Below are 14,126 nucleotides of genomic sequence, written 5' to 3' on the forward strand. Positions count from 1 at the left end.
TAATGCTCGTGTAATAACAAGTTCCGAAGCACTCGCGATCAAAACACTGAGGACAAAATGCAAAGCACCAATCCAAATACCTTTAACACTTTTGCGATAAGTCAGTTTAACGAATACTACTTACCTAGTGTCAATCGCCAAATCTTTGAAACTATTGATTCGAAAACTCACTTCGACAAATTATTTAAAATCGAGTTTGCCAAAGAGAATCAGCTGCATGTTATTATCGGTATCGATTCAGGGCTACTTGCCAACTATGTTCTTGAGTCATCCCTTCCTGCCGACAGCCAATTTATATTTGTTGAACTAGATAGTGTATTGGAGCTACTCAATGTAGAAATCCCTGAGCCATTAAAACAACAAGTCTCTATTTGTACTATTAACGAGCTTGCTGAAATACTCAATAGTCGTAGTAATCCCGTTTACATCATTAAAGATAAGCTTGCCGTTCACCAGTCTCTTGGTGTAAGAGCCCAGCATTTAGCCGAATATGCCCAATTGAGCAGTGATGTTATGGCTGTGGTTAATCAAGCAACATGCGAACATAAAACCTCTTTTAACCAAGAGATCTTCGTAGAGCAACAACTGCTTAATTTAACTGAAAACCATATTCCGGCATCAATCCTAAAAGGACGTTATCAAGGCAAAACCTGTATTGTCACCGCTGGCGGGCCCTCATTAGATGAACATATGCCATGGATTAAGGATAATAAAGACAAGCTCTTTATTATTGCGGTTTCGAGAGTCGCAGCTAAATTAACCAAAGAAGGAGTGCCACCGCAGATTATTGTTTCTGTCGATCCCCAAGAGCTTAGCTTAGAAGTCAACAGCGAAATGATGGCATTGTATGACAGCTCTTTGCTCATTCACTCCTATCACATCTGTTCAAGAATTCTTTCTCAATGGCGTGGACGCCACCTATTCACTGGCAATCGCCTGCTATGGGATGAGACTAACGATAAACACAATATTGAATCTGTTGGCCCAACGGTGACGAATGCAGCTATCACAATTGCAGCGGAACTAGGTTTTACTCAAGTGCTACTAACTGGTGCAGATTTTTGCTACTCGAAAACTGGGCATACTCACACCAGCGGGACCCTAGAGGCTAATCTAGGGCCCAATATGGGTCATATAGGTGACTGGGTTGAAACTTATAGTGGCGATAAAGCCGAGACTATTTTCCAATTAACTGAAGCCAAAAAAGCCTTAGCCTATCAGGTGTCGACCCTGCCACAGTGCAATGTCATCAACCTATCACTTAATGCTGCAGTCATAGCCAATGTGGCTCATCTAGCATTGGATAATATCGTTATTGAAGCAGCGAACTGTAGCCACCAAGAGCTATTTTCATTCGTTGATAGCCAAACAGTTGATTTGAAAAAGCACTACCAATATTGTCTAAAACAGATGAGTGAGGCCGTGTCATCCCTACAGGCAATATTAAAATTGGCAACCAATGCCCTAAAACTCAATCAAAAACGAGACCAAGCAGAACAGCTAGATAAAATTGAACACAAGATCAATAAACATCACGGTAAGCTTGCTAAAGTCATTAAATTCTACGGCTACTTGGAATTTAGCCGTTTTCTCTCTACAACTGAGAGTAGTCAGTGGTCTCAAGTACACGTTGAGCAGATGACAGCCAACTACTATGAGGCGTTTATCAGCGTGTCTACAAAGCTTGAAGTCATCTTCAAGCAAGCACAACAACGCTGCCTTTCACGCCTTGACGAATTAAACCCACAAAGCGATGTGGAGCCTCTAATTCAACAATGGCTACAAGATAATCAACCAGGACGTTCACTCGTCTGGACACATTATTTAACTCGTGAACTATCTACAGAAGAAGTATTAGCATTAGAACCTTTGGCTCATGAGTTTCAGTTACAACTAACCGATCATCAGCGTTACCAGTCAAAGCTTGCAGCGGGTTACTCCCTTGAAGAAGCCTTTAATAAGATAATGACTTTGGTCATCAAGAAAAACCTTCAAGGACTTACACTCATGGCTAGCACACTCAAGCCTCGGGCTGTAGAAAGTGATCTAGCAAAACGCTTGTATCACTTAGCTGACTCCTACTGTTTAGATCTACAGGGCAAGCCTCAACAGGCACTCACTACATTGCTAGAGTTAGGTTCTAATCTATTTACTGAAGTTGAGTTTAAACAAGTGAGTGTGTTGTCACTAAAACTTGGTCAACTAGAACTAGCAGCCCTTGCATTACAACAGTTGGTAAGTTTAAGCGATGAGTACCTGCCCCAATATGCACATTTACTCAAGCTTCAAGGGCAAGATCAACTCGCGTTGAACACCTATATGGATTATCTAAATAAATATCCTAATGACATCTTAATATGGTTAAAGTTGGGCTCATTTCTGTATGAAATCGAACAAATACAAACGGCTAAAGATGTCTTTAACCAAGTACTTAACCTTGACCCAAACAATCAAATTGCAATCAATCAATTAGCCAAGATAGCTTAACGCCTCAAGCCGCTGCCAACATTGTGTTAGCAGCGGTATCTAAATCCCATACAAAGTCTTATAATCGCCATCATTAATTTTCTATGATTTGGTTTCGGAGAGCATCGCTTGGCACATACTTATATTCCATTTGAACAATACAAACGTAAATGGATTTTTAATCATAAAGATCTTCCGGTTAGCGATGAAGATAAGGCGTTGATCTCACCGCTCGATCAAAAGTCGTCGATGGAAGTATGGAATAAATGGATTAGCAACAAGAGTAGCCGCACCGAACAGTTCACCAAAGGTGACTGGGCAGCCAAAGACAGTGCTTGGGTGTTAACTGAAGACTGGCAGGGCCCTTGGGACAGTGAAGAAACCGCTCTACCAGAAGGCTTTATCGAGCACTTTGATTGGACTGATGATGCAACCGTTTATTTTTGCTATGAAAAATACCAAGTAATTGAAACACGCTGGGATGTTTTTGTACGTAACTGGAAGTGCTTCCTGTTCTTCGATGATGGTCCACTGCTGGTCTCTCCAAAACAAAAACAAGCTGCAATATTCCACCAAAGCGGCCAATTCCAGTTAGGTTCTCGCGGTTAATTACCGCGTTTTTATTTTTTGAGGTTTTTATGAAGTCCCTCTCTACCCTACTATTAGCAACCAGTGTGCTAGCAACAAGCATGTTAGTTTCATCGGCACTACAGGCTAAAGAAGTCTCTGGCGTACAACTCGATGATTCGGTGCAACTCGACGGCAAAACTCTGGTGCTTAACGGTGCTGGCGTGCGCAGTAAGTTCTTTATCGACTTGTATGTTGGTAGCTTATATGTGCCTACAAACCTAGATTCAGCCCAAGCGGTAATCGATGCCCCCAGCAGCGCCGTTCGTCTTAATATCACATCAGGCATGATCACTGCCGATAAGATGAAAGATGCGATTAACCAAGGGTTTGATGATGCAACCGATGGCAATACCGCGCCGATTGCAGCAAAAATCGAGCAGTTTATGGGGCTATTTAGCGCAGAAATTGTTGAGGGCGACCAATTTACCTTGCTTGCAGATAAAGCCACTGGCGTGACCGCTTATAAAAATGGTCAGGCTCAAGCGACAATCGCCGGCGAAGATTTCCGCCAAGCGGTATTAAAGATTTGGTTAGGAAAAGAACCTGCCCAAGACAGCCTAAAAGAAGCCATGTTGGGCGAGTAATTTAAACTTTAGAGTCAATCTAAAATTTAAATGTGACATCCAAGGCCGCTGCGCCTTGGTTGTCGATATTCTCTTTGGTATTTTGTGGATTTAACTCTAACTCGCCATTAAAGAAATACCCCGCGTAGGCATTAACGCTTACCGAGCGGGAAATATCCCAACCCACTCTGGCAAAACTCACCCACTCCTCAATTTCCGCCGTCTGTTTTTCATCGGCAATAAGAAATCGGTTTGTGCGTTTTGACGTACCAAGACCCACATTCCAATCAGAACTTAATTGATAACTCAGCTCCAGACCCGCAGGGCCACTAAAGCCTGCCGAGAAGGGATTACCGAGTCTCAAGTTTTCAGTAATTTGCCAGTTCACCGCTAAAAATGGCACGGTTCTGACTTCATCAATATCGTTTAAGTAAGCCACGCCGAAACCTAACATATTGCCAGAATCGAAGCGGTACATACCTGACAACACCGCACCATAACTCTCAGCATTACTGGCTGACGCCGTATCGGCATAAGCATATTGCAGCTTTGGCGCTAACATAAACATCCAGTGTTTATTAGGCCGATATGAAAGCGTTAAACTCGCTCTGTAACGCTCAATCTTATCCCAAGTTTGGGTGTTATCGCGCAAACTTGGCGAGCGCCAATCATAATCAAGATTATCGTAACCCCCCCCCGCTCCAATCGACCACTGCCTGTTTAACGACATACTGGCTTTGAAATCAAACATCCACTGATCACGCTGCAACTCATTACCTGCATCTCCTACATCGGCTGTACTGGTCGTGATCCGCGACGCACTCAGGCTAAAAGGGCTAGGTCGATATGAAGAGGATGGCGGCTTCGCATTAGCAAAACCCTGCGAAATGGGGAGTAAGGTCAACAAGACCAACGAATTTAAAGCCAAAGACTTTTTCATATTGCTAACTCCATTAGCTAATAATACTCGTTATATTATTTTAATGACTCTAACTTACGTTAATCTCAAGCTATAGGATCACTTTATAACTATCCATCAAAAATTATGTTTATCTGCACCGAGAGCTGAAATAAAAAAGGAGCCAACGGCCCCTATTATTGTGTCGATAATTAAGCGACTCTATATGCTCGTAAAAACATCTCTACTGTGTCGTTAATATATCGCTCTCGCTCAGGGAGAAGGTCGCTCACATCTAGCCCAAGATCAAGCCTCATACGTACTTCACCAAAAATCATCAAGCAAAGGCGCACAGCACAATGTTGAGGGTGATTAAACTCATATACCCCCAGTGTAGAAACATTCACAAGATAATCACGTAGCAAACCTAAAATATGCTTAGGCCCAGCATTATAAAATAACTGTGAGATCTCAGGATGCGAGTCGGCTTGTGACACACAAGCTTTAAAAACAGTGACGGCTTCAGGGCTAGTGATCACCTCACCAAAGTGTTTTGCAAACAAAGATAAGCTGGCTTCTGGAGTCGATGGATCTGATAGAAGCTCTTGGTTTACGCCATGCACTAAACACTTGGATTCGATAGATGCGACAAAGAGATCGTCTTTACAGCCAAAATGTGAATAAACCGTTTGCTTTGAGACCCCCGCTAACTTGGCCACTTCATCCATGCTGGTATTAGGAAAGCCCTGCTCACAAAATAGATCCTTTGCTGCCTGCAAGATCTGTTCACGCTTTTGCTCGCTTCGATTCAATACTGGTGCATTCATAAAGGGCTTCACTCCTGAGTTTGGCCATGTTGGTAAATCAATCGTGTTATTTAAGCACAAGTTAGACTGTGCAGTCCATTTAATGGCCAAATAGACTAGACAGTCTAGTTTCCAAGCACTAGACTAGGCAGTCCAGTTTAACCAATATTTAACCTAACGTGCTAAATTGCGTTACCAATATAGGCTGAAAGTAATGAATATCAAAAGAGGTATAGCTCGTCGTAAGCTACTGCTGAGCTTAGTAGCAGTCACTCTATTGCCAGCATGCCAAGATTCCGTAGTCGAACAAACCTCGACTCCGAGTTATCAGTCTGTTAATGCAGAGCCATTAACTCTCAGCGAAGGATATCAATTCGTTCAGCAATTTTCTGGCACAATTAGGGCGGGTAATACCACAGGTATAGGCTTTGAACTTGCTGGAAAAATTAAAACCTTAGCAGTGGATAGTGGCGACAAGGTTAAACAAGGCCAGTTACTCGCAAAACTTGATACCCGACTATTGATGGCCGAAAAAAATGAGCTAGACGCAAGCCTTGCACAAAATAAAGCCGACTTAGATTTAGCCAGGGCAACCTTAGATAGAAGTTTAGAACTACAAAAACAAGGCTATGTATCTGAGCAACAATTAGATGAGCTAAAAGGGCAGCTCAATAGCTTACAGGCGGCAAAAAACCGCTTAACAGCGTCACAACTTGCTAATCAATTAAAAATAGACAAATCAGACTTACTGGCCCCCTTCACAGGCGTGATCAGCAAGCGCAGCCATAACTTAGGCGAAGTCATTAATGTCGGCAGCCCCGTCTATACCTTGATTGAACATAACAATGTACAGGCCTATATTGGTGTGCCAGTGGAAATCGCAACGCAGTTAAAAACTGGGCAAGTGGTCCCAGTAACGGTAAGGCAGCAAAATTACCAAGCTAGCATTGCCGGTATTGGCGCCGAGCTCGACCCTGTGACACGAACCGTCGAACTCAGATTAACCTTGCCTACCGATGCCAAGGTGATAAACGGTGAACTTAGCTACCTTAATTACGATAAAGTCATAGATAGCCGAGGCTATTGGGTGCCCCTTTCGGCGCTAACCGATGGTATACGTGGGCTATGGAATATTTACATCGTAAAACCATCGGATGAGCAGCTCTTTAGTATCGAGCGCCGCGATGTCGAAATAGTCTATGCAGCCAAAGATAAGGCCTTTATCAAGGGAGCGATTAGTCCTGATGAGCAGTATGTTTCACAGGGCTTGCATAAACTCGTCGCAGGTCAGCTTGTGACTCGACAAGCGAAGTTAGCGACGAGGTAAAGCAGATGGTTAAATCATTAGTTGAGAACGGCCGCCTGATCAGCCTTGTCATTGCGCTCTTGATAGTTGCAGGCTTCGGTGCCATCACGAACCTACCCCGCATGGAAGATCCTGAGATCACCAACCGTTTTGCTTCGGTAATTACCCATTATCCAGGAGCCTCCGCCGAACGTGTCGAAGCCTTGGTCACCGAGGTATTAGAGAGCGAGCTCAGACGGTTAGAAGAGCTCAAGTTAGTACAATCTACCTCTCGGCCTGGGATCTCAGTTATCCAGCTTGAGCTCAAAGATGATGTGATTGAAACTGCACCGGTATGGTCACGGGCTCGAGACTTAATTGCCGATGCCAAAGGCTTGTTGCCACAGTCGGCGCAAAACTCGACCCTTGATGATCAACTCGGATATGCTAATACTGCGATATTGGGCATTGTTTGGCGCGGCAGCGGCGTGGTGCGTACCGATATGTTAAATCGATATGCTAAGGAACTACAGAGTCGGCTTCGTCTACTCAGCGGCACCGATTTTGTTAACCTCTACGGCCAACCTGCCGAAGAGATCTTGGTCCAGCTCGATGGTAACAAGGTCAACCAACTGCAATTATCGGCTAAAACTATCGCGCAAATTCTGCAAAATGCTGACGCTAAGGTGTCTGCGGGTGAGATCAATAATCAGGAGTTTCGCGCCTTAGTCGAAGTGTCTGGCGAACTCGACTCCCTCGCTCGTATTAGCCAAGTTCCACTTAAGGTCACTGCTAGCGGCCAAATAATTCGCCTAGCCGATATTGCCAGCATCACCCGTCAGCCAAAAGAGCCAGCCAATAGCATTGCACTCATCGACCAAGAGCAAGGCGTGATGGTTGCAGCCAGAATGCTCAGCAATACCCGAGTCGATTTATGGCTCGCGCAAGTGCGTCAATCGGTTATTGAATTACAAAGCAGCATTCCAGCAAATATTGAAATTGAATGGCTATTCGACCAAGAAAGCTATACCACTGAAAGACTAAGCGATCTTATTGGCAGTTTGTTACTCGGTTTCATCATCATCCTTGCGGTACTCATGCTAACCCTTGGATTAAGAAATGCCGTTATCGTGTCACTCTCTTTACCGCTTACCGCCCTCTTTACTTTAGCCTGTATGAAGTTCATAGGCCTGCCTATCCATCAAATGTCAGTCACAGGGCTTGTGGTCGCGCTAGGTATTATGGTCGATAACGCGATTGTCATTGTCGACGCAATTTCCCAGCGTCGTCAAAGCGGTATGGATAGGATCCAAGCCGTGAAACAAACCTTACAACACCTTTGGTTACCTTTAGCAGGTTCAACCATTACCACCATGCTGGCCTTTGCCCCCATCGTATTGATGCCTGGCGCTGCCGGTGAATTTGTCGGCGGCATTGCCATCTCGGTAATGTTTGCCCTACTCGGCTCGTTTATTATCTCGCACACCATTATTGCCGGACTTGCCGGCCGCTTTGGCGTCGATGGTAAAGGCACGCACTGGTATCAACACGGTATTAATTTGCCATGGCTGAGCAACGCCTTTAGGCAAACTTTGACATTGGCACTAGCACGCCCGTTACTTGCCGCCGTCGTCATTGGCGTTTTACCTATTATGGGCTTTATCGCAGCAGGCAAGATGACCGAGCAGTTCTTTCCGCCATCAGATAGAGACATGTTTCAGATTGAGGTCTACTTAGCGCCTCACGCTAGTCTTGCTAATACTCGGGAGCAGGTTAACCTTATTGATGCCGATCTGCGCGCAACAGCAGGTATAACTCGAATAGACTGGGTTGTTGGCGGTAATGCCCCCTCTTTTTATTACAACTTACTCCAGCGTCAACAAGGAGCGAGTCATTACGCTCAGGCCATGGTCAAAGTCAACGATTTTGATACGGCAAATATGCTTATTCCTCAGTTACAGCAGTCATTAGACAAACGTTACCCACAGGCGCAAATAATTGTGCGTAAGCTTGAGCAGGGCCCTCCCTTTAATGCCCCTGTTGAGGTGCGAATTTTTGGCCCTAACCTGGATCAACTCAAATTGCTTGGTGAGCAAGTACGTAAAGCCTTGTCTGATACAGCAGATGTCATTCACACTCGCGCCACCTTAAGCGCTGGCGCGCCTAAGGTTTGGCTACAGATAGATGAAGATGCCAGTCTGATGAGCGGCCTATCTCTGACCGATATTGCCAAACAAGTGGAGATGGCCACCACAGGTATTAACGGCGGCAGCATCTTAGAGCAAACCGAGTCCCTGCCAGTGAGAGTTAGACTCAATGACAGCACCAGAGAGGAGCAGACCAAGCTGGCCGAAATCACCTTAGTGTCAAGCCAAGGTAAAGGGATCCCACTATCAGCAATCTCTACTAGCGAAATCGAGGTCAGTCGCGGTGCTATCCCAAGACGTGATGGCCAGCGAGTCAATACCATTGAGGCCTACATCACCTCAGGCGTGTTGCCACAAACCGTGGTGGATAACGTGAGTCAAAGATTATCAGACATCGCATTACCCAGTGGCTATCGATTGGAGTTAGGTGGTGAGAGTGCTAAACGAAACGAGGCTGTCGGCAACCTAATGTCGAATCTGGTACTTGTCGTCACTTTACTGCTGGCCACGGTCGTACTGTCGTTTAATTCGTTTAGGCTAACCGCGATTATCTTATTCAGCGCCATGCAATCTGCTGGACTAGGACTATTAGCGGTATACAGTTTCGGTTATCCGTTTGGTTTTACCGTGATTATTGGCTTACTGGGACTAATGGGGCTTGCGATCAACGCCGCGATTGTGATTTTAGCCGAACTTGAAGAAGTGCCAGCTACGCGAGCTGGAGACAAACAAACGATTGTTGACTTGGTCACAAGCTGTGGTCGTCATATCGGATCCACAACCATTACCACTATAGGTGGTTTCTTACCGCTTATTATTGCCGGAGGGGGCTTCTGGCCCCCCTTTGCTATTGCAATTGCCGGCGGTACCCTGCTCACCACATTACTGTCTTTGGTCTGGGTACCGACTATGTATCATCTGCTGATGAGACCTAAGCGCCTTAGTAGCCAGCACTTTAATAAGCAACGACTTAATCAGCCTGTTTCGAGTGAGCCACTAGTAAGTGAAAAATTTGATCTTTAAGCACGGCACGCTCGGCTTTTAATTCGATGAAGTGCTTATCACTGGTAGGCACTTCATTTTTTTCAAGCCCACGAATTTGATGATCGAGTCGATGATAGCGTTTCGCTAACTCGCAAAATGCATTATTGCTCGTTTTGAGCTCAATAATTGCGGCCAAATATTCTGGAAATTCATGGGTAAGTAGGTGATTTTCGCCCAACATATGCTTCTCCTATTCATTCAAAGCCAGCCATATTGAATCGAATTCAGCCCAAGCCTCAAAGACAATTCAATCAATGGCTAACAATGGTGATACCTATTATCGCCATTCGGTTTACGCTTAGCTACTAGTATTGATTATTTTCCGTTCACAATTGTTATGTTCAGCTCATTTACACCAGACTGACTTAAGGTCACATATTAGACATACATCAATCAATTTTTATTCAATATCAATTACATTGTTTCCACCATCAGCAAACTTGAATTGATATGAATTATAAGAATTGGCCAATAGCCAAACAAATAGGCTTGCTCGCTTTACTATTAACCGTAGTCGTTTTTGGCTTTCTCGGTTGTGTATCCTACTTAACCGCCTCCGATGTCCTAAGAGATAAAGGGATCAGCGCTATGCAAGCGCAAACAGAAGGAACTGCAGACTTAATTGAGCTTCAATATGAAAGCCTACTGTCACTCGCCGAACGCAATGCCGATGTGTTTCGTGCTATGTATCCAGGTAGCTTCTATAAACCGAATAAAACAGTCAGAGTGATGGGAGTAGAAACTCCAGCACTAAGACATGAAAAGGAACAGATTAACGCCACCAAGAGTAAGGTCGACCGCTACTCTAAACTCACTGGTGGCAACGCGACCGTGTTTGTCAGAGACGGTGATAACTTTATCCGCATCTCAACATCCCTTAAGAAATCAGATGGAAAGCGTGCACTCGGCACTAATCTAGATAAAGATCATCCAGCTTACAGCGCCGCCTTGAAAGGTGAGAGCTATGAAGGTTACGCGCAATTATTTGGCAAAGATTACATGACCATCTATCGCCCGATTAAAAACAGTGGCGGTGACACGATCGGGATCTTGTATATCGGATTCGATATCAGTAATTCGTTAGCTCAATTACGCGAAGCTATTAATAAGCTACAACTGGAAGAGTCAGGCAGCTACCTACTGGTTCATAAATCAGATTTAACGGTTATTTCCCACCCTCAGCATCAAGCTGGTACAAAGGTCTCTGGTAAAATGCTTGATGGCATCAATATTGAGCAGGCTCTCGCTCACCAAGGTTCTTGGGAGTACACCAACAACCAAGGGGTTAAAGCTTACGCTTATACCATTAATATTCCAGGTTGGGACTGGTTACTTATTGGCCAGGTTGACGCAGCAGAACTCAATGAAGAGAGTGTCAGCTTACTTAATATCAACATGGCCGTCTCTGTGATTGGCATGATAGTGATAACGCTACTGCTATCGCAAGTATTGATAAGAGCACTTAAACCTCTAGGCTGCTTGCAAGGTCAATTAGAGAAGTTAGGAGCTGGCGATCTTTCTCAAAGCTTTGCGGCAATCGATACCGATAGTAAAAATGAGGTCGACCTCATCACCAGTAGCACCTCTAAGATGGCTATCAACTTAAGAGAGTTGATTTTAGCTCTGCAGCAATCCGTTACCGCACTGCAGGCTCACTCTAACCATACCCAAGAAACTGCCCGCCTTAATGGTGAAGAAGCACAATCCCTAATGGCGCAAACAGACCAAATAGCCACTGCCATCGAGGAAATGTCAGCCTCGGTGCGTGACGTGGCTAATCATGCCTGTGAAGGCGCAACTATGAGTCAGCGGGTGGATGATGCGGCTAAGGGCGGTCAAACGAACTTAAATACTCTCGTCAATGGACTGCAAAGCTTGAGTCACCAGCTAACTGAAAGCCACAACAGTGTAGAGAAAGTTAATAAAGAGAGCCAAGCAATTAGTCAGGTGACCGAGGTCATTAACAGCATTGCCGAGCAGACAAATCTCCTTGCGCTAAATGCGGCAATTGAAGCTGCCAGAGCGGGCGAGCAAGGCCGAGGCTTCGCCGTGGTCGCCGATGAGGTGCGTACTCTCGCCCAACGCACGCAAACCTCTATCGCCGAGATCTCGCAAACCATCACTCAGCTGCAATCTCAAGTCAAACTCACGACAGAGCAGATGAATCAAAGTAATGAACTTGGCGATGTATCTGCAGCGCAAGGCAACGAAGCGATCACCCAGCTCATTGAGATCAACACCAGCATTGCCGAACTCGCAACAACCGCCAGCAGTATCGCCAGTGCCACCGAGCAGCAAAGCGCCGTCGCAGAAGAGATCACCCGTAACCTGCACCAAATTACCGAGCTTGCCAGAGATGGTGAGCAGCGTGCAGGAGATAGTGTTGACTCGGCAGAAAGCTTGGCAGCTATCGCCAATGAGATTAATACTAAGATCAGCGTGTTTAAGGCGTGATACCAATCAGTATAAAGATTTGATCGCTCAGCGAGAGTTTAGCGGCACTGAGACAAAGCAACGAGTGAAGAGCATAGTTATTCTACGTTTAAGCTCCCTCTTGTTACTTAAGAGTCGCAGGATCAGAGCCGCTAAAACTCGCCATTCTGGAGCGTTTTTGGCTGCCCACTTCTGCGTTGATTAACTTTACAAGGGAGCGACCATTCTTTCAGTTATTCGCCTTGAATTAGTTTGCCAAAAAACGCTCTGAGTAGATCAACTTCTTATACTGATTGGTATATCTTTCGCCTAAACCACCCTATCTATAGATGAGTCCATGAAGGCAACAGTGAGATTACTGTTGCCTTTTATATTTTAAATAGCCCATAAAAATTAACTACACCATTGATTTAATATGCATTTATTGTTATCACAGCTAGTTTTATTAGCTGACCTCGAATTATAATCGCGCCAATTTCGTATTTAAAAAATACCAACCTCAACCCCATTACGAGTACAAATATGTTACGCAACTTATTCTTAGTCACCTTCATCATTATCATGACAGGCTGTGCCAGCCCGCAGAGCAATACTGTACAAGGAAAAAAGCTGTTGATTGTCGCCGGAAACGGACTCAACACCACCTATGAAGACAGCCCCGCAGCAAATGGTTTTCTTTTTGAAGTGGGTGAAACGTTTGCTACAGATCTAGGCAACAAACTGGAGGAGTTTGGCTTTGAATCTTACCTGTTTGTGAGTAAGGATGCGGCGACCTATAAACAGCAATACCAACGCGCAGTAAACCGCTTAATGACCGATGAAACCATTGATGGCGTTGCCGAAATTAAAGTGCTTCATACCAAAGATGAAAAGGTCAATGAAATAGCAATCTATGCAACTTACTTTACCACTGAGCCTATGACTAAAGGCTGCGATCTGCGCACTTCTGCAAATTGTTATAGCGTCAAATCGTTAGACAAAATCGGTGACAGAAAACATTTAGTCGTGGATCAAGCAACACAAAGCTTTAACGACACCCCAGTGTCTGAAATGGTCACCGACACCGCGCTATTTATCTACCGCGCCGAGCTTTAAGCTGTTGCAATGCCAATCTTGATCTAGGCTTCTAAAGAGGCCTAATCGCAGCGTTTCTGCCAGCGACAATACTCCCTTACTGTTTGTTAACGTCTCTTACCGTCTCTTACCGTCCCTTACCGTCCCTTACCGTCCCTTACCGTCCCTTACCGTCCCTTACCGTCTAGCACTATCATTAAAAGCTTGATGGGCTAAAGCCCAACCTACAACAGAATAGGAACTAGGCTTTTATCTTTGCTTTTCCGTAAGGCCGCAGGCCGTTGCTCTTTTCCATCTTTGTTTTCCCTAGGATCTAGAAGTGAGCCAGCGAACATCCTAGCACCTCGAACCTTCTTTATTAGCTTTTCCTAGAAGCGCTCTCGAAGTGGCGAAGCCGCGCCCCAGTCCCTAGAAGCCCAGCGCCCTTCTTTTCCCTGAGTGAGCCTGCGAACGTTCCGTAAGGCCGCAGGCCGCAGGCCGCTCGGCTTGCACCATCTTAGCTTTTACCTTCTTTGCTTTTCCTAGCACCTGCTTTTCCTAGGTCCTATAACCTGATCTTCCTAGGACCTAGTCCCTTCTTTCACCTTCTTTAAAAACAAAAAGCCCCGCATTTGCGGGGCTCTTATTTAACCATTTAGCGATAGTAGAAGATTAATCTTCGCTCTCAGCTTCACGGTCCATGTTCTCAGTCGTCTCAAGCCATAAGGCGTTGATAATACCAAACGAACAGGCTAACAATACGCCTAAAATCCAAGCGAAATACCACATAATCTAGGCTCC

General features: G+C 45.0%; 11 protein-coding genes. 7 read left to right on the forward strand and 4 right to left on the reverse strand.

All coding sequences use genetic code 11. The features are described from left to right. Nucleotides 1-57: 57 nt before the first annotated feature. The 3 genes from Q1A86_RS13180 (at nt 58) to Q1A86_RS13190 (ending at nt 3,680) form a co-directional block, all read left to right on the forward strand. On the forward strand, nt 58-2,487 hold the full coding sequence (locus Q1A86_RS13180; protein WP_299807267.1) for a 6-hydroxymethylpterin diphosphokinase MptE-like protein: 2,430 nt from the start codon (nt 58-60) through the stop codon (nt 2,485-2,487). Nucleotides 2,488-2,595: 108 nt separating this feature from the next. After that, a complete protein-coding gene (locus Q1A86_RS13185) occupies nt 2,596-3,075 on the forward strand; it encodes a DUF2947 domain-containing protein (protein ID WP_299807269.1) in 480 nt (159 codons plus the stop codon). A 29-nt stretch (nt 3,076-3,104) separates the two neighbouring features. Continuing rightward, nucleotides 3,105-3,680 carry a chalcone isomerase family protein gene (locus tag Q1A86_RS13190; RefSeq protein WP_299807271.1) on the forward strand — a complete coding sequence of 192 codons (576 nt, stop codon included), beginning with the start codon at nt 3,105-3,107 and terminating at the stop codon, nt 3,678-3,680. 19 nt (nt 3,681-3,699) lie between these two features. Here the strand turns inward: Q1A86_RS13190 and Q1A86_RS13195 are convergent, their stop codons facing one another. Both Q1A86_RS13195 and Q1A86_RS13200 read right to left on the reverse strand, forming a co-directional pair. Beyond that, complete coding sequence (locus Q1A86_RS13195) at nt 3,700-4,599, reverse strand: DUF6268 family outer membrane beta-barrel protein (RefSeq protein ID WP_299807273.1); 900 nt, start codon at nt 4,597-4,599, stop codon at nt 3,700-3,702. Nucleotides 4,600-4,769: 170 nt separating this feature from the next. Next, entirely contained in the window at nt 4,770-5,384 is a 615-nt protein-coding gene (locus tag Q1A86_RS13200; protein ID WP_299807275.1) for a TetR/AcrR family transcriptional regulator, read from the reverse strand. Nucleotides 5,385-5,577: 193 nt separating this feature from the next. Here Q1A86_RS13200 and Q1A86_RS13205 point away from each other — a divergent pair, with 193 nt between their 5' ends. Next, nucleotides 5,578-6,690 carry an efflux RND transporter periplasmic adaptor subunit gene (locus Q1A86_RS13205; RefSeq protein WP_299807277.1) on the forward strand — a complete coding sequence of 371 codons (1,113 nt, stop codon included), beginning with the start codon at nt 5,578-5,580 and terminating at the stop codon, nt 6,688-6,690. Between the two features lie 5 nt (nt 6,691-6,695). Beyond that, complete coding sequence (locus Q1A86_RS13210) at nt 6,696-9,818, forward strand: efflux RND transporter permease subunit (protein ID WP_299807279.1); 3,123 nt, start codon at nt 6,696-6,698, stop codon at nt 9,816-9,818. Here Q1A86_RS13210 and Q1A86_RS13215 read toward each other — a convergent pair. Further along, nucleotides 9,766-10,020: a YdcH family protein gene (locus tag Q1A86_RS13215; RefSeq protein WP_299807281.1), complete on the reverse strand. Its 255-nt coding sequence runs from the start codon at nt 10,018-10,020 to the stop codon at nt 9,766-9,768. The two genes, Q1A86_RS13210 and Q1A86_RS13215, sit on opposite strands and share 53 nt — an antisense overlap. A gap of 269 nt (nt 10,021-10,289) precedes the next feature. On the opposite strand from Q1A86_RS13215, the gene Q1A86_RS13220 reads away from it, so the two are divergent. Both Q1A86_RS13220 and Q1A86_RS13225 read left to right on the forward strand, forming a co-directional pair. Further along, entirely contained in the window at nt 10,290-12,293 is a 2,004-nt protein-coding gene (locus Q1A86_RS13220) for a methyl-accepting chemotaxis protein (protein ID WP_299807283.1), read from the forward strand. A gap of 501 nt (nt 12,294-12,794) precedes the next feature. Then, nucleotides 12,795-13,367 (forward strand): hypothetical protein, encoded by a 573-nt coding sequence (locus Q1A86_RS13225; RefSeq protein WP_299807284.1) that lies wholly within the window; start codon nt 12,795-12,797, stop codon nt 13,365-13,367. Between the two features lie 630 nt (nt 13,368-13,997). On the opposite strand, the gene cydX is transcribed toward Q1A86_RS13225, so the two are convergent. Further along, nucleotides 13,998-14,114: a cytochrome bd-I oxidase subunit CydX gene (gene cydX, locus Q1A86_RS13230; RefSeq protein WP_299807286.1), complete on the reverse strand. Its 117-nt coding sequence runs from the start codon at nt 14,112-14,114 to the stop codon at nt 13,998-14,000. Nucleotides 14,115-14,126: the final 12 nt, after the last annotated feature.

The sequence above is a fragment of the uncultured Shewanella sp. genome (genome assembly GCF_947497935.1).
GTDB lineage: Bacteria > Pseudomonadota > Gammaproteobacteria > Enterobacterales > Shewanellaceae > Shewanella.

What these genes read in the sequence shown, in the direction of transcription:
- Q1A86_RS13220 (WP_299807283.1), top strand. Translation starts at nt 10,290, where the DNA reads ATGAATTATAAGAATTGGCCAATAGCCAAACAAATAGGCTTGCTCGCT.
- Q1A86_RS13180 (WP_299807267.1), top strand. Translation starts at nt 58, where the DNA reads ATGCAAAGCACCAATCCAAATACCTTTAACACTTTTGCGATAAGTCAG.
- Q1A86_RS13195 (WP_299807273.1), bottom strand. Translation starts at nt 4,599, where the DNA reads ATGAAAAAGTCTTTGGCTTTAAATTCGTTGGTCTTGTTGACCTTACTC.
- Q1A86_RS13200 (WP_299807275.1), bottom strand. Translation starts at nt 5,384, where the DNA reads ATGAATGCACCAGTATTGAATCGAAGCGAGCAAAAGCGTGAACAGATC.
- Q1A86_RS13205 (WP_299807277.1), top strand. Translation starts at nt 5,578, where the DNA reads ATGAATATCAAAAGAGGTATAGCTCGTCGTAAGCTACTGCTGAGCTTA.
- Q1A86_RS13190 (WP_299807271.1), top strand. Translation starts at nt 3,105, where the DNA reads ATGAAGTCCCTCTCTACCCTACTATTAGCAACCAGTGTGCTAGCAACA.
- cydX (WP_299807286.1), bottom strand. Translation starts at nt 14,114, where the DNA reads ATGTGGTATTTCGCTTGGATTTTAGGCGTATTGTTAGCCTGTTCGTTT.
- Q1A86_RS13215 (WP_299807281.1), bottom strand. Translation starts at nt 10,020, where the DNA reads ATGTTGGGCGAAAATCACCTACTTACCCATGAATTTCCAGAATATTTG.
- Q1A86_RS13210 (WP_299807279.1), top strand. Translation starts at nt 6,696, where the DNA reads ATGGTTAAATCATTAGTTGAGAACGGCCGCCTGATCAGCCTTGTCATT.
- Q1A86_RS13225 (WP_299807284.1), top strand. Translation starts at nt 12,795, where the DNA reads ATGTTACGCAACTTATTCTTAGTCACCTTCATCATTATCATGACAGGC.